We start from the raw sequence: 19321 nt of genomic DNA, 5'->3' as shown, positions 1-19321 counted from the left end.
CTCGATCAGGGCAGGGTGAGCAGGTCGGCGACCCGGACGGGCGCGCCGGTGTCCAGCGAGCGGTTGGCGGCCAGGCCGGTGAGCAGGGCCAGCGCCCCGTCGTACGCGGTGGCCGCCCGGCCCAGCGGGTCGGGCTCGCCGCCGAGGAGCACCCGGGTCATCCGGGCGTCCGCGCCGCCGTGGCCCTGCCGGGTCCAGCCGTCGACGGGCACGTCCACCGGCGGCGCCCAGAACGGGCGCAGGGTCAGCCGGGCGGCGCCGTGCTCGGCGGCGGCCTGGTCGCCGTGCAGCGCGGCGCCCTTGAGCGCCCCGGCGCCGGCCGGGCTGACGTGGTCGCTCTCGGTGACCTCCAGTTCGAGGCGGCCCCGGCTGCCGTTGACCATGACCCGGTAGCCCTCCCAGGGGGCGTACGCGGTCAGGTGGTAGGTCATGGTGGCCCCGGTGGAGTAGCGGGCCAGCACGGCCAGGTCGTCCTCGATGGTCACGCCGGGGGCGAAGACGTTGCGGTCGCGGTGGTAGCCGTCCTCGGCCTCGGCGTCCAGGTAGAGCTCGCGCAGCCGGGGGTGCTCGGCCAACCGCAGGGCGAACGGGTCGTCGGCGGCGGCGGGGGAGCCGTGCGCCCGGTCGTAGTCGCGGGCGTAGCCGTGCCGGCGGCCCGACTCGCCGTAGAAGAACAGCCGCCCGGCCGCGTGCACCTCGACCGGCCGGGCGTCCAGCCACCAGTTCACCAGGTCGAAGTGGTGGCTGGCCTTGTGCACCAGCAGCCCGCCCGAGACCGCCTTGTCCCGGTGCCAGCGGCGGAAGTAGTCGGCGCCGTGCCGGACGTCGAGCAGCCACTCGAAGTGCACCGAGCCGATCTCGCCGACCGCGCCGTCGGCGAGCAGCCGGCGCACCTGCTCGTGCAACGGGTTGTAGCGGTAGTTGAAGGCGACGGTGACCCGCCGGCCGGTCTCCGCCACCGCGTCCAGGATCCGCCGGCACCGCGGCGCGTCGACGGTCATCGGCTTCTCGGTGATCACGTCGCAGCCGGCCCGCAGGGCGGCCACCACGTACTCGTCGTGGGTGACGTCGACGCTGGTCACCAGCACCACGTCGACCCGCTCCGCGGCGAGCATGGCGGCGAAGTCGGCGGCCGCGTACGTCGGCACCGGCGGGCGCCCGAGCGCCGCCAGCCAGCGGTTGTGCGCGTCCATCCGGGCCTGGTTGACGTCGGCGAGGGCGACCAGCTCGGCGGTGTCGGCGTGGTCGAGGGCCAGCGCGCGGACGAACATCTCGGCCCGCGCGCCGGCGCCGACCAGGGCGTGACGGACCCGGTCCCGGGCGGGTGGTGACACGGTCGGCCTCCCCGGAGTGCTGCAAAGGTTTGCAGCGAAGTAACCACGTCGACGATTACACCGTCAACGGCCAACGGCAAAGCCGTTACCTTTGCCCGCATTTGCGCCGGCACCGTGCGGGGCGCTCAGCACCACCGCAATCGAGCCGTAACAATGGAGCGTTGACAGGGGCGCAACCGTTTGCATTAATTGGCGGCACTCGCGTGACCGCCACCACATCGGACGAGGGGAGCCGGCCGTGCCAGCCACCATCCGGGACGTCGCGCGCGCCTCGGGCGTGCACATCTCCACGGTCTCCCGCACCTTCTCGGCCCCGCACCTGGTCAACCCGGAGACCCGGGTCCGGGTGCTGGCCTGCGCGGAGGACCTGGGCTACCGACCCAACCGGGCCGCGCGGGCGCTGATCACCGGCCGGACCCACAACATCGGCCTGATCGTCGCCGACATCGCCAACCCGTTCTTCCCGCCGCTGATCAAGGCGGCCGAGGGGCAGGCCCGGCACCGCGACTACCACGTCTTCGTGGCCGACACCAACGAGGACCCGGTCGCCGAGGAGGAACTGGTCCACGCCCTGGCCAAGCAGGTCGACGGGGTGCTGCTGTGCAGCCCGCGGATGAGCAACAGCCTGATCGAGCAGGTCAGCCGGGAGGTCCCGGTGGTGGTGATAAACCGCCAGGTCACCGGCCTGCCGTGCGTGATGATGGACGTCGGTCAGGGCGCCCGGCTCGCGGTCGAGCACCTGCTCGGCCTCGGGCACCGCCGGATCGCGCTGCTGGGCGGCCCGCGCGGCTCGTGGACCAACCGCGAGATGCGCCGGGTGGCCGGCGCGGCGGCCCGGGCCGGCGGCGCCGACCTGACCGTCCTGGGCCCCAACCCGCCCACCGAGACCGGCGGCGGCGCCGCCGCCGAACAGGTCCGCCGCAGTGGCGTCACGGCCGTGCTCGCCTACAACGACCTCCAGGCGATCGGCCTGATCGAAGGGCTCGACGCGCTGGGGCTGCGGGTCCCGGCCGACGTCAGCGTCGTCGGCGTCGACGACATCGCGCTGAGCCGGCTGACCCGCCCCAAGTTGACGACGGTGGCCACGCCGACCGCGGCCGCCGGCCGGACGGCCGTCGACATGCTGCTGCAACACGACTCCGAGGGGCCACGCGGCGCCCGGGGCCGGAGCGCCGCGGCCGGCGACCGTCGCACCACCGCACAGGTAATGCTCCAGACCGAACTGGTCGTCCGCGACTCGACCGGACCCGTCCCACCGTCCGGTCGGGACGCCCCCGGCGCCTGACGTGGCGGCCCGGGCCCGCATCGCCGTGCGGACCCGGGCGGCCCGCGGCCAGCCGTCGGTGACGTCGTCGCCTTCCACAGCCGAGGAGTGAGCGCAGATGCACCCCGCAACGTCCCCCACCGCCGGCGCACCCGCCGGGCGGCATCACCGTACCCCGCTGACCCGACGTCGATTCGTCCGCGGCCTGGCCGCCGTGGCGCTGGCCGCGCCCCTCGCGCTGGGCGCCGCGGCCTGCGGCGACGACGGCGCCGGCGACGACGGCCAGGTCAAGCTCTCCATCTTCTGGTGGGGCGGCGACGCCCGGGCCAAGCTCACCGAGGACGCCCTGGCCCTCTACACCAAGAAGCACCCGAACGTGACCTTCGAGAAGACCTGGCAGGCCAACCAGGGCTACTTCGACAAGCTCGCCACGCTGACCGCCGGCGGCAACCCGCCCGACCTGTTCCAGATCGACGACAACTACCTGGCCGAGTATGCCGGCCGCAGCACCACCCTCGACCTGGGCAGCTACCGCGACTCGGGCAAGCTCGACGTGACGAAGTTCCCCAAGAGCCTGCTGGACTACGGGGTGGTCGACGGCAAGCTCGCCGGGGTGGCCGCCGGGGAGAACACCCAGGGCCTGGTCTACAACAAGACCCTGCTGGTCAAGAACGGGCTGCCGGAGCCGACCACCGGGATGAGCTGGGAGGAGCACATCGCCTGGGCCGAGCAGGTGGCGAAGAAGACGAAGGTGCCCGGCACCCAGGACCCGAGCGCCGACTACAAGGCGCTCTGGGTCTGGCTGCGCCAGCAGGGCAAGGACCTGTACCAGGGCAACGAACTCGGCTTCACCGTCGAGGACGTGACGAAGTGGTTCGAGCTGTGGAAGGGTGCCCGCGACCGGGGCGCCACCCCGACCGCGGACGTCATCCACCAGGGCAACGCCACCGACATCACCAAACAGCTCGTGGTCACCGGGAAGGCGGCCACCTCCTGGGTCTGGGCCAACCAGATGCCGGACCTGAAGAAGAACACCAAGGACGAGCTGGGCGTGGTGGCGTACCCGGGCGACCCGAGCGCCCAGTGGGCCCGGGCGTCGATGTACTGGTCGGTGTTCAAGAGCAGCAAGCACCGGGACGTCGCGGTCGACGTGATCAACTTCATGGTCAACGACCCGGAGGCGGTGGCGCTGCTCGGCACCGACCGCGGCCTGCCGTCCAACCTGGACCTGCGGACCAAGGTCAGCGAGACCGCCACCGACCCGGCCATGAAGCAGTCCATCCAGGTCGAGTCCGACCTGGCGCAGAAGTTCGGCACCTCCCCGCAGGTCCCGATCAAGGGGCACAGCAAGGTCAAGGCCGAGCTGACCAAGGCCGCGGAGAACGCCCAGTACGGCCGGGCCACCCCGGCCGAGGCCGCCGAGCAGTTCGTGGCGGCCTGCAAGTCCGCGATCGCCTGACCCGGCCGACGGAAAGGAGCGGCCCCGTGGCCCTCACCACGGCGCCCGACCGGACCCGACGCACCGGTCCGGCCGGCACCCACCCCAGGCGGGGCGGGGCCGGCCGGGCCCGGTACGGCGAAGGACTGGCCGGGTACGTCTTCCTCTCGCCCTGGCTCATCGGACTGATGGGCATCACGGCGATCCCCATGCTGCTGTCGCTGTGGCTCAGCTTCACCGACTACGACATCCTCACCCCGCTGTCCGAGGTGCGCTGGGTCGGACTGGACAACTACGAGCGGATGTTCACCGGGGACCCGTCGTACTGGCACGCGGTGCGGGTGACGCTGACCTTCGCCCTGGTGGCGGTGCCGCTGAAGCTGGCCGCCGCGCTCGGCGTGGCGCTGCTGCTCAACCGCACCTGGCGCGGCGTCGGGCTGTTCCGCAGCCTGTTCTACCTGCCGTCGCTGCTCGGCGGCAGCGTGGCCCTGGCGATCGTCTGGGTCAACATGTTCAACCGGGACGGCGCGTTCAACTCCTTCCTGGCCCTCTTCGGCGTCGAGGGCCTGCCCTGGGTCAGCGACCCGGACTGGGCCCTGGAGACGCTGATGGTGCTGGCGATCTGGCAGTTCGGCGCGCCCATGGTGATCTTCCTGGCCGGGTTGAAGCAGGTACCCACCGAGCTGTACGAGGCGGCCGCCGTCGACGGCGCCGGCACCTGGCGGCAGTTCCGGGCGGTCACCCTGCCGATGCTGTCCCCGGTCATCTTCTTCAACCTGGTGCTGGAGACCATCCACGGCTTCCAGGGCTTCACCGCCGCCTTCGTGCTCAGCAACGGCACCGGCGGCCCGGTCGACTCCACCCTGATGTACACGCTGAAGCTCTACATCTCCGGCTTCACCGACCTGGAGATGGGCTACGCCTCGGCGATGGCCTGGGTGTTCCTGCTGGCGATCGCGGCCATCACGGCCGTCTTCTTCAGCACCGGCCGGTTCTGGGTGCACTACTCCGACGGGGAGGACTCATGACCGCCCTCGCCCCGGCCCGCCCCGGCCGCCGGCCCGGCGGCACCCGGCCGGCCGTCCGGCTGCTGATCCTGATCGCGATCGTCGCGGTGGTGCTCTACCCGCTGGTGTGGATGCTCGGCACCTCGGTCAAGTCGCAGGCCGAGATCGTCAACAACGTCGGGCTGCTGCCCGAGCGGTTCAGCCCCGGCAACTACCACGCCGGCTGGACCAACTTCGACGTCAGCTTCGGCCGGTTCTTCCTCAACAGCGCGATGGTCAGCCTCTTCACCGTGTTCGGCAACGCGGCCTCCTGCCTGCTGGCCGCGTACGCCCTGGGACGGCTGCGGTTCCGGCTGCGCCGGGTCTGGTTCACCGTCATGATCGGCACCCTGCTGCTGCCCGGGCACGTGCTGATCGTGCCGCAGTACATCCTGTTCCGCAGCCTCGGCCTGGTCGGCGGGGACTGGCCGTACCTGCCGCTGCTGATCCCGCACTTCCTGGCCACCGAGGCGTTCTTCGTCTTCCTCATGGTCCAGTTCATGCGCGGCATCCCGCGCGAGCTGGACGAGGCCGCCAAGATCGACGGTGCCTCGCCGTTCGGCGTGTTCCGGCACGTCATCCTGCCGCTGAGCCGCCCGGCGCTGGTCACCACCGCGATCTTCTCGTTCATCTGGACCTGGAACGACTTCTTCCGCCAACTGGTCTACCTGTCCACCCTGGAGGACTACACCGTCCCGGTGGCGCTGACCCTGTTCATCGACTCCACCAGCCAGAGCGCGGTCGGGCCGATGTTCGCCATGTCGGTGCTGTCCCTGCTGCCGGTCTTCCTGTTCTTCCTGGCCTTCCAGCGGATGCTGGTCGAGGGCATCAACACCAGCGGGCTCAAGGGATGAGCGCGCCCACCGGCCGGCTCGCCGGCGCGCCACCCGACCCGGCCGGCGAGCACGCCGGGCGGCCCCGCCGGGACTGGCGGGACACCCTGCGCGAGGCCACCGACCTGGCGCTGCTCGGCTTCGCGGTGGCCCTGGCCGGCCTGCCGCTGCTCACCCTCGCCCCGGCCGTCGCCACCGCCAGCGCCGCGCTGCACGACCGCGAGCGCACCGGGAGCTGGCCCGACGTGCGGAGCACCCTCGCCCGGTTCGGCCGCGCGCTCCCGGCCGGGCTGGCGGCCAGCGCCGCCGGGCTCGCCGTGGCCGGCGCGCTCGGCGCCGACCTGCTCGCCCTCGCCACCGGCCGGGTGCCCGGCGGCGGGCCCGCCACGGCCCTCACCGCCGTGGTCACCGCCGCCCTCCTCGGGTACGCGGGCCTGGTCGTCGTCGCCGTCGGGCGCACCGGCGGCCGCGGCTGGCGGGCCGCCGCCCGGGCGGTCGCGCGGGCCTGCCCGCAGCGGCCCGGCACCTGGGCCGCCGCCAGCGGGGTGTGCTGCCTGGCCGGGCTGCTCGCCGTGCTGGTCACCCCGGTGGCGGTGCCGATCCTCGGCGGGTACGCGCTGGCCGCTCTGCAGGCGGTGGCCGCCCGCCGGCCGCTGGCCGGCCCGGAGCCCGCGGCGAGCGCCGGCACCGCCGCGCCCGCCGGCCCTGCGATGCCCGGCCCGGAACCGCGGTGACCGCCGACCGTCCCGGTCCCGGCGCCGCCGGTCGTCCCGACCTCGCCGCCGCCGCGGACCGTCCCGACCTCGCCGCCGGCGATGCCGACCGTCCCGACCTCGCCGCCGGCGATGCCGACCGTCCCGACCTCGCCGCCGGCGATGCCGACCGTCCCGGCCCTGGCGCCGGCGATGCCGACCGTCCCGGCCCTGGCGCCGGCGAGGCCGACGCTCGGCTGGTCGTGGCCGGCGTCGAGGTGGCCCGCTACGTCGTCCGGCCCGACCTCGCGCCCGAGCACGGGCCGCGGCCCTACCTGCACCCGGTGCGTACCCGCGCCGGCACCCCGGTCACCGACGCGCTCCCCGCCGACCACGTCTGGCACCTCGGCGCCTCCCTCGCCGTGCAGGACGTCGACGGGGTCAACCTCTGGGGCGGGCGCACCTACGTGCGCGGCACCGGCTACACCTGGCGGGACGACCACGGCGTCATCGCGCACACCGGCTGGCAGGAGCGGGCCGCCGACCGGCTGACGCACGACCTCGACTGGCGCGACCGCACCGGCCGCACGCTGCTGCGCGAGCGGCGCCGGCTCACCGCCGCCCCGGCCGGCCCCGACGCCTGGTGGCTGGACGTGTCCAGCACGCTCACCGCCGCCACCGGCCGCGACGTGCACCTGGGCAGCCCGGCCACCAACGGCCGCCCCGGCGGGGCCGGCTACGGCGGCTTCTTCTGGCGGGCGGTCACCGCCGACGAGGCCCGGGTGTTCACCGCCGACGCCACCGGGGAGGAGGCGGTCAACGGCTCGGCCGCGCCCTGGCTGGCGCTCACCGGCACCGGGCCGGGCGGCGGGGCGTACACCCTGGTCTTCACCGGCCTGGGGCCCGGCGACCGGTGGTTCGTGCGGACCGCCATGTACCCGGGTGTCTGCGCCGCGTACGCCTTCGACCGGCCCGCGGTGGTCCGTGCCGGCACCCCCCGGCGCGGCCGGCACCGGGTGCTGGTCGCCGACGGCCACCTGGACCGGGCGGCCGTCGCGGCCCGGCTCGCCGACCCGGCCCGGGACTGACCGCCGGGGTCGCCGGGCCGGCGCCGGCGGCGCGCCGCCGAGCTGTTCCGGCGGGTCAGGTCGGCGGGGGACCGAGGCTGTCCCGGCGGACCAGTTCGGCGGGGAGGGTCTCCACCCGGTCGCGGCCGTCGGCCGCCTCGAGGGCCAGGGTCATCGCCCGCGCGCCCAGCTCGGCCAGCGGCAGCCGGACCGTGGTCAGCGCGGGGGTCACGTCGGCGGCGACCGGCATGTCGTCGAAGCCGACCACGGAGACCTCCGCCGGCACCCGCACCCCGCGCCCGCGCAGCACCCCCAGGGCACCTACCGCCATCGAGTCGTTCAGCGCCACCACCGCCGTCAACCCCGGCACGGCGTCCAGCAGCTCGGCCATCGCCCGCGCCCCGCCGTCGCGGGTGAAGTCCGCGTACCGGATGTGCTCCGCCGGCAGCGGCTCGGCCAGTCCCTCGTGGAGGCCGGCCAGCCGGTCGGTGGTGGTGGTGAGCGTCGCCGGGCCGGCGATCACGGCGATCGCCCGGTGGCCGAGCCGGCGCAGCTCGCCGCCGATCAGCCGGGCGCCCTCGGCGTTGGCCGGCAGCACGGCGTCGCCCCGGTGCTGGTGCCGGCCCACCACGGCCACCCGCCCGCCGGCCGCCGCGTACGCGCCCAGCCGCTCGTCGAGCACGGCGTTGACGGCCGGGTCGTGGTAGCCGGAGCCGGCCAGCACGATCGCGGCCACCTGCTGGGCGCGGAGCATGTCGACGTACTCGACCTCGCGCTCCGGGTCCCGGTAGCTGTTGCAGATGATGACGAGCCGCCCCCGCTCGGTGGCGACCCGTTGCAGCCCCCGGGTCAGCTCGGCGAAGTACGGGTCGGAGACGTCGTGCACCACCACGCCGACCACGCTGCGCTGCGGCCGGGCCAGCAGTTGGGCGTGCGCGTTCGGCACGTACCGCAGCTCGGCGACGGCCCGCAGCACCCGCTCGCGCAGCTCGTCCGCGACCGGTTTGCTGCTGCCGCTGATGACCCGCGAAGCGGTCGCGGGGGAGACGCCCGCCCGGCGGGCGACGTCGGCCAGCGTCGCCATGCCACCCCCCTTGCTCACCCGTGGCGAGAGGCTACCGCAGCAGCGGGGGGAAAGCCGTTGCCTGATCGGCCGGCCCGAGCCGCCTCACCGGGTCGAGGCGGTCGGCCGGGAGGTGGTCGCCGTCGTGCGGACGGCCTTCACGATGGCCGGGATGGAACCGATCAGCAGCACCAGCGCCCAGACGATCGCGACCACCGCGAAGACCAGCGCGCCGAGGTCGTCGGTGATGCTGACCAGGATCCCCGGCACCAGCCGGTGCAGGAACTCCAGCACCACCGTGCAGAGCAGTGTGGTCAGCGCCAGCAGCACCAGGCCCTTGTTCTGCAGGAAACGCGGCTGGGCGAGCAGCAGCAGGCCGGCCCAGACCAGCTTGAGCAGCAGCACCAGGCCGAGCAGGGCGGCCGCCTCGCCGACCGGGAAGAACCCCCACACCGCCAGGTACGCCAGGGTGCCGAACGGCGCCGCCAGGAACAGCGAGACCAGCACGGTCAGCTCGACGAACGCCACGATCAGCAGGACGAAGGAGACGATCAGCAGCACGATCGAGAAGATCAGGGTGGCCACTCCCTGCACCCGGCCCTGGATCCGCTCCGGCAGCACCAGGCTCAGACAGAACAGCCCGGTGGTCCAGAGCGCCACCACGTCGATGAGGGCCAGGTAGCCGGTGCCCCGACCGGACGGCTCGGTGACCCCGCCGACCTCGCCGAGCTCCACGTCGAGGCGGCCGGCGCTCTCGCGCAGCGCGGCGCCGGCGTCCCCGCCGCCGGTGAGCAGCGCCGCGCCCAGTTCCAGCCCCACCACCAGGGCGACCGCGAGCAGCGCCAGCAACAGGAACGGTTTGCGCAGCTCACCCATGACGTACCTCCCCGCCGGTCAGGACCGGGCAACGGTGACCGTGCATCCGCCACCTCCCGGGCAGCCCAGGACCACCTCGGTGGCCTTGTCGACGGCCACCTTCGCCACCGCCGTACCGTCCTCGCCCGGCGTCACCTCGTCGCGCACGGTGACGTCCGCGTCCCCCGGCGCCGGGGCGCTCACCACGAACCGCGCCCCGCTGCGCAGCACCAGGGTGTGCAGCCCGCCGGGGTCGGCGACCCGCAGCACGCAGCCGGTGCTGAAGCCGACGACGGTGCCCTTTGCGGTCGCGGTGGGCGCCGGCGCGGGCGGCGCGCAGTCCACCGTGACCGTGGCCGGGTCGACCGCGCTCCGGTCGCCGCCGAGCCGGCCCAGCCAGCCGGGCCGGGCGGCCGGATCGCCCCGGTCGTGCCGGCCGCCGCCGACCGCCACCAGGTAGAGCACCACCAGCAGCGCCGCGAGGGCGGCGAGCAGCAGCTTCTGCCGCCCGCTCATGTCGCCGCCCGGTCGGTGACGCGGCGCGGTCCCGGCGCGCCGGACCGCCCGCTCCGGCCGCTCCGCCTGCTCACGGGGCCAGCAGCTGGGTGAAGCGGATCTGGTCGATGCCGGCGAAGTACCGGTCGGTGCCCTGCGTCTTGCTCACCACGACCAGGGTGAGCGTGTGCGGGCCCTCGGCCAGCCGGACCGTGCCCACGTCGACGAAGTCGGTCTTCACCACGGTCGGGGTGAAGCCGAGGAAGGTGTCGCCGACCTGCCGGCCGTCCACCAGGAAGATGGTGTTGGCGTAGTCGAACGACGTGGTGCGCGACGCCGACAGCCGCCAGGTCCCCGCGGCGGGCAGGTCGACCGGGACCGTCACCCGGTCGCCGACCGAGCGGCCCTGGAAGAACAGCTGGGCGTTTCCCGACCAGGTCACCTGGCAGCAGTTCGGCTGCGCCACCACGGTCGCCGCGACCGTGCCGCGGGACTGGACGGTGGCCTCGCCCACCAGGCTCTCCGCCTCCAGGGTCAACTCCCGGGCCTGCGCGGGCGGCGGTGCGTCGCCCCCGTCGCGGGTCACCAGGAAGCCCACCACCCCGGCCACCACCAGCACCAGCGCGGCCGCGGCCGCGATCCACGGCCACGGCGTACGCCGGGGCGGCGCGGCGGCCCGCACGTCGTAGGTCACCCGGCCGCTGGACCGGGAGCTCTCCTCCGGTGCGGTGTTCGCCGAGTACGCGAAGCCGGTCATGTCGTAGCGCCGGGGCGGGGTGCCGGCCGGCACGGCGAGCCGGACCAGGAAGGACACCGACCCCTGCCCGGGCACCACCCGTTGCGGCTCGGCCACCGTGAACCAGGCGCGCTGGCTGCCCTCGCCGGGCGCGACGTCGAAGACCACGGTGTCCGGCGCCACCCCCGGGTTGGAGACGGTGAAGGTCAGCTCCCCGTTGTTGCGGGCGTCGAGGGTGAACTGCTCGGCGGCGGCGACGACCGCCCACTCGGTGGTCATGACGACTCCTCTACGGCTGATCGGGCGGGACAGGGGAGGACACGTGGGCCCGGCCGACCGCGCGGACCCCCGCCACCCCGACGGCATCCGGGTCGGCGGGGTGCGGGTCGGCGGGGTCCGGGGCCGGGTCGGTGACGATCTCGACGGTGACCGCGGCGGGCTTCTCCGCCTCGACGATCCGGGTGATCACGGCGAGCTGGCCGGCGGCGGCCGGCGGTACCCGCACCACCACGTGGAACGGCCGGTCGGCCGGCTCGTCCAGCCCGAAGCCGGTCACCCCGGTGGCCAGCTCCAGCGCGGTGCGCATCCCGTACGGGGTGCCCCGCCAGCGGGCCAGCAACGCGCCGTGCGCGACCAGGTCCCGCAGCCGGCCCAGCGGCAGCGGCGGCGGCGTGTCGGCGCGGGGCGCGGCCACCACGTGGTCCATCGCCACCCACCGGGTCAGGTACGCCACGAACCCGTCCGGCGTCCGGTAGGGCGCGAAGAGCGAATCGACGTCGGCGAGCACCGCCTCGTCGGGGGCGTGCAACGCCTCCATCACGTCCAGCAGCGCGCCCAGCACGCTGCCCGGCCCGGCGGCCCGCTGGTAGGCCGCCGGCAGCAGCCGCTCAATCGCCGCTCGTCGCATCCTGCCGCACCACCTCGATGTCGTGCTCGCCGGAGCAGAGCAGCCAGGTGCCGGGGACGGTGACCACGTCGGCGGTGGCCTGGTTGGCGCTGGCCGCCCAGTCGACCGCGTCGGCGCTGCGGTGCACGCCGCGCTCGCCGCCGGCGAGGATCAGCCGGGTGCTGCCGCCGGCGCCGGCGGACGGCACGGTCGCGGCGATCGCGTCGACCGGGACGAACCGGGTCCGGTCCCGCAGCGGCAGCCCGCAGTTGACCATCACCGGCTGCCACTGGGGCTGGGCGGCGAGGGTGTCCAACCGGACCACCCCGCCGCTCTGCGTGGCGGCCAGCGCGAGGCTGCCGCTGAAGGCGAGATCCCGGCAGGTGCCGCCGATCCAGCCGGCCTGCACCGCCTGCCACTTGACGTCCGACTCGAACAGCCGGGTCCGGTGGCAGCCCTGCCCGGGCTTGCGCGGGTCCGGCTCCCCGGCGCCGCTCCACAGCAGGGTGGCCGGCCCGTCGTACTGGACGGCGAGCACCCGGTTGTCCACGTTGGCCAGCCCCACGTGGGCGAAGGTGCCGGGGCGGCCGGCCGCCGTGGACAGGTAGACGCCGAAGCCGGCCTGCGCCGCGACCGCCACCCCGGGCGCGCCGCGCTCGGAGACGAACGACCCGACCGCGTAGAAGCCGCGGTCGGCGTCGGCCGGGTCGACCAGGATCTGCAACGGCACCGCGCCGGGCAGCAGCGAGACCTCGTACAGCCCGGCGTCGGTGGCCAGCAGCAGCGCCCCGGCGCCGTCCCGGTCGATCCAGGCCAGGTCCCGCACCCCGGAGTCCAGGCCGGTCAGCGGCGTCCACGTCTCGCCCAGGTCGGTGCTCAGGTGCACCCGGGAGCCGCCCGAGTCGCGCGCGGTCACCACCGCCACCGAGCCGGCCCGGGGCACGATGCCCGGCCGGACCGGGGCCGGGGCGGGCACCACCCGCACCACGCTCTCCCCGTCGAACCGGCCGGCCGGTTCCCAGCCGGCCCCGGCGTTGGTGGACCGGAACAGCACCGGGCCCCGCCCGGCGTACCAGGTGCCCGGCTGGTACTGGTCGACGGCGAGGGCGCGGACCTGCGCGTCGGGCGCCTCGTCGACGACGAACCGGACCGACTCGACATAGCGCACGCCCGGCTCGGCGTGCTCCAGCATCCGGTACACGTTGGAGGCGCGCAGCGGCTCGCCGAAGGCCCAGCCGGTCGGGTTGAGCGGGGTGGGCAGCGGGCTCAGCGTCTGGTGCAACCGGTCGTGGATGCGCCGGCGTACCGCGTCCACGTCCTCCTCCCGGCGCACCACCACCCGGGCCTGGATGGAGACCGCCTTGTAGCGGGCCCAGCCGGCCCGGACCGCGGTGCCCAGGGCGCGGCGCCGCTCCAGGTCGGCCGCCACCCCGCCGCGGGCCTCCTCGACCTCGTGCTCGCGCAGCACCTCGACCGGCAGCCGGCCGCCGGGGCGGGCCTGCTCCGGCACGTACGGCACCAGCACCACCTCGACCTCGCCCGGGCGGGCGAAGCTGTAGACGGCCGCCCGGGTGAACGCCCGGGCCCGGGCCACCGCGCCGGAGCCGGCGGCCAGGATCTCGTAGTCGCGGGCGGTGACGGCCCGCTGCTGGGCGAAGAACTCGTACGGCCCGCGGGCCAGCGCCGACTCCAGCGACTCCAGGTCCCGCCCCCCGCCGGCCGGCTCCGGGTTCTCCACCCGCAGTCCGGGCAGCGGGTCGCGCAGGCTGGTCAGGGTGCCCGCCGCGACGTTCCCGGCCGGGCCGCCTCCGCACCGGTACCAGAGCCGCACCTGCCGCCCGGCGGGCGGCACCGCGGCCACCGTGGTCGCCCCGGCCGCTGTGGTGGCCCCGGCCACCGGCGCCGGCCCGGCGGCTCCGGCCGGCGCGGCACCGGGTCCGGGCGTCCCCTCGCCGCCCGGCCCCGGACCGCCGCCGCCCGGCCCGGCCGGCGGGCGCAGGTCCAGCGCGGGCGCGAAGGTGACCACCCCCGCCGCCCGGTCGACCAGGTAGACCTTCGCCTGCGGGCCCAGGCCGGCGAAGCTGTCCACCGGCCGCCAGATCTCGTAGGTGCGCCCGTCGTGCTCGCGGGCCGCGGCGCCCAGCTCCACCGAGCCGGCCGGCACCTCCACGCCGAGCAGCAGGTCCAGCGGCTCCGCGGTCCGGGCCAGCGGCGGCCGGGCCGCCCGGAACACCTGGCCGGCCTGCCCGGTGCCGGTGCCGAGCAGTTCCGCCTCGACCACCTCGCAGTGGTGCAGGCGTACCGTCACCTCGGTCTCGCCGGCGGGCAGCAGGGCCGGCTCGGTGGTGACGAAGACGACCGGTCGGGGGTCGGCGCCGCGGGCGGCGGCGACCCGGGTGCCGGCGGGGATGCGGACCGCGCCCCGGTCGGACCCGGTCCGGCTGAACCGGACGTCCGCCCAGGCGGCGCTCGGCGGGTGCCGGGTCACCCCGAGCAGGTTCAGGAACGCCACGTACGCCTTCTCCGGCAGCTGGTTCAGCCGGTAGATCATCACTTCGGTGAGGTACGCGAACGCCTCCAGCAGCGCCATGCCGGGATCGTGCGCGGAGAGGTCCGTCCAGTCCGGGCAGGACCGGCGGATCCGTTCCCGCGCCTCGGTGACCAGGTCGAGGAAGGCGCGGTCGTCGAGGTGCGGCACGGGCAGCGTCATGACGTTCCCTCCTCGGCGGGTACGCCGGGATCGTCGGCGGGCAGCAGGTCGACGGAGAAGACCAGCTGGCCGGGGGAGAGGCTGGCCCGCACCCGGTAGTCCAGCCGGATCACCAGCCGCCACGGGTCGTCCGGGTCGGGCCCGGCGTCCACGTCGATCACCTCGACCCGGGGCTCCCACCGCCGGATGGCCTGCCGGACGTAGTGGATGGCCAGGCCGGCGGTGGTGTCGTCGTTGGGGGCGAAGACCAGCCGGTGCAGCCGGGAGCCGTACCCGGGCCGCATCAGCCGCTCCCCGGGCGTGGTGGACAGCAGCAGGTACAGCGCCTGGCGTACGGTCTCGTCGCCGTCGGTCATGGCCAGCCCGCCGGCCGCGGTCAACCCCAGGCCGCCGGCGCGTCCGGCGTCGAAGCCGGCCCCGACGAAGCGGAACGCCCTCATCCGTCCGCCCCCAGGAAGGTCTGCCGCGGGTCGCGGACGGTGTGGTGGACCAGACCCGGCGGGGTGCCGTCGGTGAGACCGTCCAGGTTCGACAGCACCACCCGGTGCCCGTCCACCCGCAGCCAGGAGCTGTAGCCGACGGTGACCCGCAGCGTCGTGGCGCACGGCTTGATCGTCGGCCCGTAGTTCGGGCAGGCGGTGATGTCCCGCCCCTCCGGGTCGGCCTCCACCAGCACCGGCACCCCCTGCACGGTCAGCCACTGCTGGGACGGGCGGTTGGCCACCCGGCCGTCATGGTCACAGGTGATCAGCGAGTCGCGGTGGATCCAGCGCATCAGCCACCTCCGAGAGCGCGGGCGAGAGTGCGGGCCTGGTTGGCGGCGGTGCTGGCGTCCTCCGCCGCCGGGGCGTGCTGGAAGTCGACGGTGCGGGCGCGCACCACCATGGCCCGGCCCGGCGCGGAGAGCACCAGGTCGCCGGCCGCGTGCACGGTGGTCAGCCCGGGGCGCAGCTCGACGAAGCTGCCCTCGTCGGTGGCCATCCGCAGGGTGCGCCCGTCGTCGTCGATGACGATCGACTGGCCGGTGCCGGTCCGCATCGACCAGCGCCGGGACCGGCCGGCGACGATGCCCGCGTCGTACGGCTCGATCGTCCCGAAGAGCGAGCCGAGCACCACCCCGGCGGCCGGCTCGCCGCCGGGCAACGCCACCAGCACGGTGTCGTCCGGGTCGGGCAGCGCCACGATGCCCCGGCCCCGGCCCGCCCCCGGACAGACCACCGCCAGCCAGCCCGCGTCCAGGTCCCCGTACGCGGGCAGCGTCACCCGGGCCCGGCCGAGCCGGTCGGGGTCGTCGACGTCGGTGACCGTGCCGAGGGTGACCGTGGCCGGGGCGGGCGCGGCGGGCGGCGGCGGCTCCGGCGGGACCGTGGAGAAGCGGGTCAGGTGGCCGTTCGCGTCGACGGTGTGCACCACCTCGGTCAGCACGTACACCCCGGCGACCGGGTCGGGGACGCCGGCCAGGGCGATCCGCCGGCCGGGGCGCAGCGCCGGGTCGCCCTCGGCGGTGCCCTCGGCGGTGACCAGCGCGGCGACCCGCGCGTCCAGTCCGGCCTGGGCGAGGGCGGCCAGCTCGTCGTCGCTGCGTCCCGGCTGGTCCACCGCGGTACGCACGCCGTCCGCCCCGACCTCACCCGGGTCGGGGCGCAGCGGGACCCGCCGGCCGGAGCGGGCCTGGTCGGCCTGCTGGCGCAGCGGCTCGGCGCGCTGCGGGTGCCAGCCGAGCGCCACGGCCTCGCCGCCGGCCCGGTCCAGGTTCTCCGCGATCCGCAGGAGGTGCACGGTCGTGCCGAGGGTCACCGGGACCGGCTCGCCGTACCCGTCGAGGGTCAGCAGGCGCAGCCGGTCACCGTCCACCGCCAGGTGCAGGCCGGCCCGGCCGGTCACCTCGCGCAGCAGCTCCAGGTCGGTGTGCCGGTGCTGGAGCAACCGGTCCAGCCGCGGCCCGTCGGTGTCGGCGTCGACGCTGAGGCCCACGTCGGCGCAGAGCTCGGCGGCCAGCTCGGCGGCGGTCACCGACTCGAACACCCGCAGCTCCTGCCGCTTGCGCAGCCGGTGCAGCGGGTCGTACGCCCGCACCCGCAGCAGGGCCGCGCCGTCCCCGGCGTACTCCACCTCGACGCCGGTGACCTCGCCGGTGAACAGGGCGTCCGGCTGGCCGTCCAGGCGGACGCCGAGGGCGGCTCCGGGGCGTACCGGCGGGTCGAGGGCGGCGGCGCCGGGCGCGGTGGCGAGGGTGAGTTCGCACTGGGTCGGCTGGTCGAGCCGGGCGGCGACGCGGATCCCGCGCAGCCGCCGGGCGTCGGCCAGCGGGGTGCCGTCGACGGTGACGGTGGCGGCCCGGATCACGGCGCACCGCCCGTCCCGGCGGCGACCCCGACCTGGGTCGGCGGGGCGCCGGCGGCGGTGAGCGGCGGCACCGCGAGGGCGGTACCGGCCGGCACGGTCAGCGGGTCGCTGACCCGGTTGTGCTCGGCGAGCAGCCGCCAGCGCAGCGGCGAGCCGAGCGCGTCGTGGGCGAGCAGGTCGAAGCGCACCCCGGACCAGCCCGGCTCGGCCGCGCCGTCGGCGGCGGCCACCACCGCGGACCCGGGCGGCACGGTCGGGGTGCTCGCCGCGGCCAACTCCTCCTCGAAGCCCGCCTGGGCGGCCTCCGCGTTCTCCGCCATCCGGACCAGCTTCAGCCGCAGCCAGGAGCGGCGGGGCGTGCCGGTGAGGGCGAACGCGTCGAAGCGTTCGGCGATCGCCACGATGACGCCCGGCACGTTCCAGGTCTTGCCCCAGACCAGCCGGACCAGTGGTGGCCGCAGCCAGCCGTGCTCGGCGGTGGAGTTCTCCGCCAGCATCCACAGCGGACGGGTGAGGGCACGGACGTCCTCGGGGCGGACCTGGGACTCCACGAAGTCGATGTCGAAGAGCAGGTCCAGCACCAGTTCGGTGCGCCCGCCACCGGTGAAGACCAGCGGGTCGTCGGCCAGACCGGCCCCGGTGAGCCGGCCGTCCGGCGCGCCCCGGGGGCGTACCCCGGCCAGCCGGGTGACCTGCACGGTCTCCGGGTTGAGCAGGCAGTCCACCCGGGTGCCGGACTCGTCCACGAGGAAGGCGACGCGTTCCATCAGCCACCCGCCTGTTCCCGGTCGAGCCGGCGCAGGTGCGCGGCGTCCGCGGCGCTCGCCGCCGGCACCCACAGCTCCCGGTCGTCGGGCAGCGCCGGCCACGGGTCCCGCACCGGCGTCCCGGGTACGGCCCGCCGCGCCGTCGGCGGACGAGCCTGCCGTGCACCGCCCTCGTCCGGCAGCGCCGGCCACTGTCCGGTCGCCGGGCCACCCCGTCGCGCGCCACCCGGACCGTCGCCACCCGCCGTCCCCGGCTCCGGCTGTTGCTGCCCCGACGACCACAGCTGCCCCCGGAGACCGGCCGCCGCCGCGCCACCCGCGGGCGCGCCGCCGAGCGGGTGCGCGGTGTCGTGGGCGCCGTGCGGGTGCGCGGCGCCGGGTGCGCCGAGCGGGTACGGGGTGCCCGCCGCACCGGATGGCCGTCCGGACCGGTTCACCCGGGGGCCCCGCCCGGCCGCGGTGAGTCGGGCCGATTCCCGGTCGACGACGTACCCGCCGGCGGGTCCGGGCAGGTCGCTGCCGGTGCCGGATCGCGCCGTGGCGTCGCCGGGCCGCGCTGCGCGGCTGCCGGGCTGCGCCGTGCCGTGCCCCGGCCGGGTGGTGCCGTCGCCGGGCCCGGTCTGCCGGCCGCCGGGCCGGGCCGTCCGGTCGCCCAGGGCGGCTGCGGTTTCCGGCCCGACCACTCCGTCGCCGGACCGGCCGGTCCCGTCGCCGCGCCGAGCAACCCTGCCGCCGGAACCGCCACGCCAGCGTCCGAACCAGCCAGCCCGGTCACCGGACCCGCCAGCCCTCCCGCCGGACCCGCCAGCCCTCCCGTCGGAACCGCCAGCCCTTCCGTCGGAACCGTCAGTCCAGCCACCGGAACCGTCAGTCCAGCCGCCGGACGCGCCGGCCCGGCCGGCAGATCGGGCGGCAGCGCGGCCGGTCGGCGACGTGTTGTCGGGCAGCCGGAGCCCTCCGCCACCCGACCGCGCCGCCCCATCGCCGGGCAGGGCCGCCGTCTCGCCGCGCTGATGATCGCCGTCGCCGGGTAGGCCGTCGGCAGACCCGACCCAGCCGCCGTCATCGCGCCACCGACCGTCGCTGCCGCGCCGCCGCCCGCCGTCGCGCCACCGGCCGTCGCCGTCGCCGTTCCTGCCGCGCCACCGGCCGTCGTCGCGCCACCGGCCGTCGTCGCCGGACCGGCCAACGCCGTCCGCACCGGACCATCCGGTGCCGGCCCCGAAGCCGAACCAGGCCAGGAGCCTGCTGAGCCCGGGCCGGGCGTACCGCCTGGGGACACGGCTGTCCCACAGGACGGCGTCGCCGGGCGCGCCGGCACCCGCACCGCGCCGGCCCCGCCATCCGGCACCACCCTCACCACCGGAAGCCGCGGACCGCGCGCCACCCCCCGGCGAGCCGGGCGACCGCCACCACCCCCGGCCGGGACCGCGCCAGGCGCCCTCGCGCCGCGCCGCGTCCCGGTCCGGCCCGCGGCGGCCGGCCGGGTCGCCGGCGGTCCACCGACCGGGCCCGCCGCCCGCGTCGCCGGTGCCCGGCGACCCCGGGTCCGTACCGTCCCATCCGTCCCGGGCGTCGCGGTCGCCCGCATCCGGGTGGCTCGCGTCGTCGGGGAACCCGGGGCCGAGCGGGCGGTGCTGACCCGGGGCGTACGGGAGGTCGCGGAGCAGGCCGGGGGCGTGCGCGGCGACCAGGCGCAGCCAGTGCTCCGGCGGGTCGCCGGGCCGGCGGGGCGTGGGGTCGCCCGGCGCCGGCCGTCCGGCGGCCCGGCCGGTGGGCGGGGCGAGCC

Annotated in this window: 18 protein-coding genes; 6 read left to right on the top strand and 12 right to left on the bottom strand. The window is 76.0% G+C overall.

The genetic code is table 11. From position 1 onward, the window contains the following. Window positions 1-5 precede the first annotated feature (5 nt). Entirely contained in the window at window positions 6-1334 is a 1329-nt protein-coding gene (locus tag ACIBPB_RS05060) for a Gfo/Idh/MocA family protein (RefSeq protein ID WP_396838282.1), read from the bottom strand. Between the two features lie 238 nt (window positions 1335-1572). On the opposite strand from ACIBPB_RS05060, the gene ACIBPB_RS05055 reads away from it, so the two are divergent. From ACIBPB_RS05055 to ACIBPB_RS05030, 6 genes are all read left to right on the top strand, one after another. Beyond that, window positions 1573-2619, top strand: a complete 1047-nt coding sequence (locus ACIBPB_RS05055; protein WP_357322463.1) for a LacI family DNA-binding transcriptional regulator — start codon at window positions 1573-1575, stop codon at window positions 2617-2619. A gap of 97 nt (window positions 2620-2716) precedes the next feature. Then, complete coding sequence (locus tag ACIBPB_RS05050) at window positions 2717-4057, top strand: ABC transporter substrate-binding protein (protein WP_396838281.1); 1341 nt, start codon at window positions 2717-2719, stop codon at window positions 4055-4057. A gap of 26 nt (window positions 4058-4083) precedes the next feature. Continuing rightward, on the top strand, window positions 4084-5064 hold the full coding sequence (locus ACIBPB_RS05045) for a carbohydrate ABC transporter permease (RefSeq protein ID WP_396838280.1): 981 nt from the start codon (window positions 4084-4086) through the stop codon (window positions 5062-5064). Next, a complete protein-coding gene (locus tag ACIBPB_RS05040) occupies window positions 5061-5936 on the top strand; it encodes a carbohydrate ABC transporter permease (RefSeq protein WP_396838279.1) in 876 nt (291 codons plus the stop codon). The genes ACIBPB_RS05045 and ACIBPB_RS05040 overlap by 4 nt, the downstream gene beginning before the upstream one ends. After that, on the top strand, window positions 5933-6649 hold the full coding sequence (locus ACIBPB_RS05035; RefSeq protein ID WP_396838278.1) for a hypothetical protein: 717 nt from the start codon (window positions 5933-5935) through the stop codon (window positions 6647-6649). The genes ACIBPB_RS05040 and ACIBPB_RS05035 overlap by 4 nt, the downstream gene beginning before the upstream one ends. Continuing rightward, a complete protein-coding gene (locus ACIBPB_RS05030; RefSeq protein ID WP_396838277.1) occupies window positions 6646-7695 on the top strand; it encodes a DUF6807 family protein in 1050 nt (349 codons plus the stop codon). The genes ACIBPB_RS05035 and ACIBPB_RS05030 overlap by 4 nt, the downstream gene beginning before the upstream one ends. Window positions 7696-7750: 55 nt before the next feature. Here the strand turns inward: ACIBPB_RS05030 and ACIBPB_RS05025 are convergent, their stop codons facing one another. From ACIBPB_RS05025 to ACIBPB_RS04975, 11 genes are all read right to left on the bottom strand, one after another. Continuing rightward, complete coding sequence (locus ACIBPB_RS05025; protein WP_357322445.1) at window positions 7751-8758, bottom strand: LacI family DNA-binding transcriptional regulator; 1008 nt, start codon at window positions 8756-8758, stop codon at window positions 7751-7753. An 84-nt stretch (window positions 8759-8842) separates the two neighbouring features. Then, on the bottom strand, window positions 8843-9613 hold the full coding sequence (locus tag ACIBPB_RS05020) for a hypothetical protein (protein WP_396838276.1): 771 nt from the start codon (window positions 9611-9613) through the stop codon (window positions 8843-8845). Window positions 9614-9631: 18 nt separating this feature from the next. Beyond that, the gene (locus ACIBPB_RS05015; RefSeq protein ID WP_396838275.1) at window positions 9632-10108 is read right to left on the bottom strand and encodes a hypothetical protein; all 477 of its coding nucleotides are present in this window, start codon (window positions 10106-10108) and stop codon (window positions 9632-9634) included. A gap of 70 nt (window positions 10109-10178) precedes the next feature. Continuing rightward, window positions 10179-11102, bottom strand: coding sequence for a hypothetical protein (locus ACIBPB_RS05010; protein WP_396838274.1), 924 nt, complete (start codon window positions 11100-11102; stop codon window positions 10179-10181). A gap of 10 nt (window positions 11103-11112) precedes the next feature. Next, a complete protein-coding gene (locus tag ACIBPB_RS05005) occupies window positions 11113-11730 on the bottom strand; it encodes a phage tail protein (RefSeq protein WP_396838273.1) in 618 nt (205 codons plus the stop codon). Continuing rightward, on the bottom strand, window positions 11711-14419 hold the full coding sequence (locus tag ACIBPB_RS05000; RefSeq protein WP_396838272.1) for a putative baseplate assembly protein: 2709 nt from the start codon (window positions 14417-14419) through the stop codon (window positions 11711-11713). Before ACIBPB_RS05000 ends, ACIBPB_RS05005 begins: the two co-directional genes overlap by 20 nt. Continuing rightward, on the bottom strand, window positions 14416-14859 hold the full coding sequence (locus tag ACIBPB_RS04995; protein WP_396838271.1) for a GPW/gp25 family protein: 444 nt from the start codon (window positions 14857-14859) through the stop codon (window positions 14416-14418). Before ACIBPB_RS04995 ends, ACIBPB_RS05000 begins: the two co-directional genes overlap by 4 nt. Beyond that, window positions 14856-15194, bottom strand: a complete 339-nt coding sequence (locus tag ACIBPB_RS04990) for a hypothetical protein (protein WP_046563466.1) — start codon at window positions 15192-15194, stop codon at window positions 14856-14858. Before ACIBPB_RS04990 ends, ACIBPB_RS04995 begins: the two co-directional genes overlap by 4 nt. Then, window positions 15194-16765, bottom strand: coding sequence for a phage baseplate assembly protein V (locus ACIBPB_RS04985; protein WP_396838270.1), 1572 nt, complete (start codon window positions 16763-16765; stop codon window positions 15194-15196). The genes ACIBPB_RS04990 and ACIBPB_RS04985 overlap by 1 nt, the downstream gene beginning before the upstream one ends. Beyond that, a complete protein-coding gene (locus tag ACIBPB_RS04980) occupies window positions 16762-17532 on the bottom strand; it encodes a hypothetical protein (protein ID WP_396838269.1) in 771 nt (256 codons plus the stop codon). Before ACIBPB_RS04980 ends, ACIBPB_RS04985 begins: the two co-directional genes overlap by 4 nt. Then, window positions 17532-18215 carry a hypothetical protein gene (locus ACIBPB_RS04975; protein ID WP_396838268.1) on the bottom strand — a complete coding sequence of 228 codons (684 nt, stop codon included), beginning with the start codon at window positions 18213-18215 and terminating at the stop codon, window positions 17532-17534. The genes ACIBPB_RS04980 and ACIBPB_RS04975 overlap by 1 nt, the downstream gene beginning before the upstream one ends. Window positions 18216-19321: the final 1106 nt, after the last annotated feature.

The organism is Micromonospora sp. NPDC049836 (assembly GCF_044465125.1).
Classification (GTDB): domain Bacteria; phylum Actinomycetota; class Actinomycetes; order Mycobacteriales; family Micromonosporaceae; genus Micromonospora.
The sequence above is the reverse complement of the archived record's forward strand: the minus strand, read 5'-3'. Positions and strand labels throughout refer to the sequence as shown.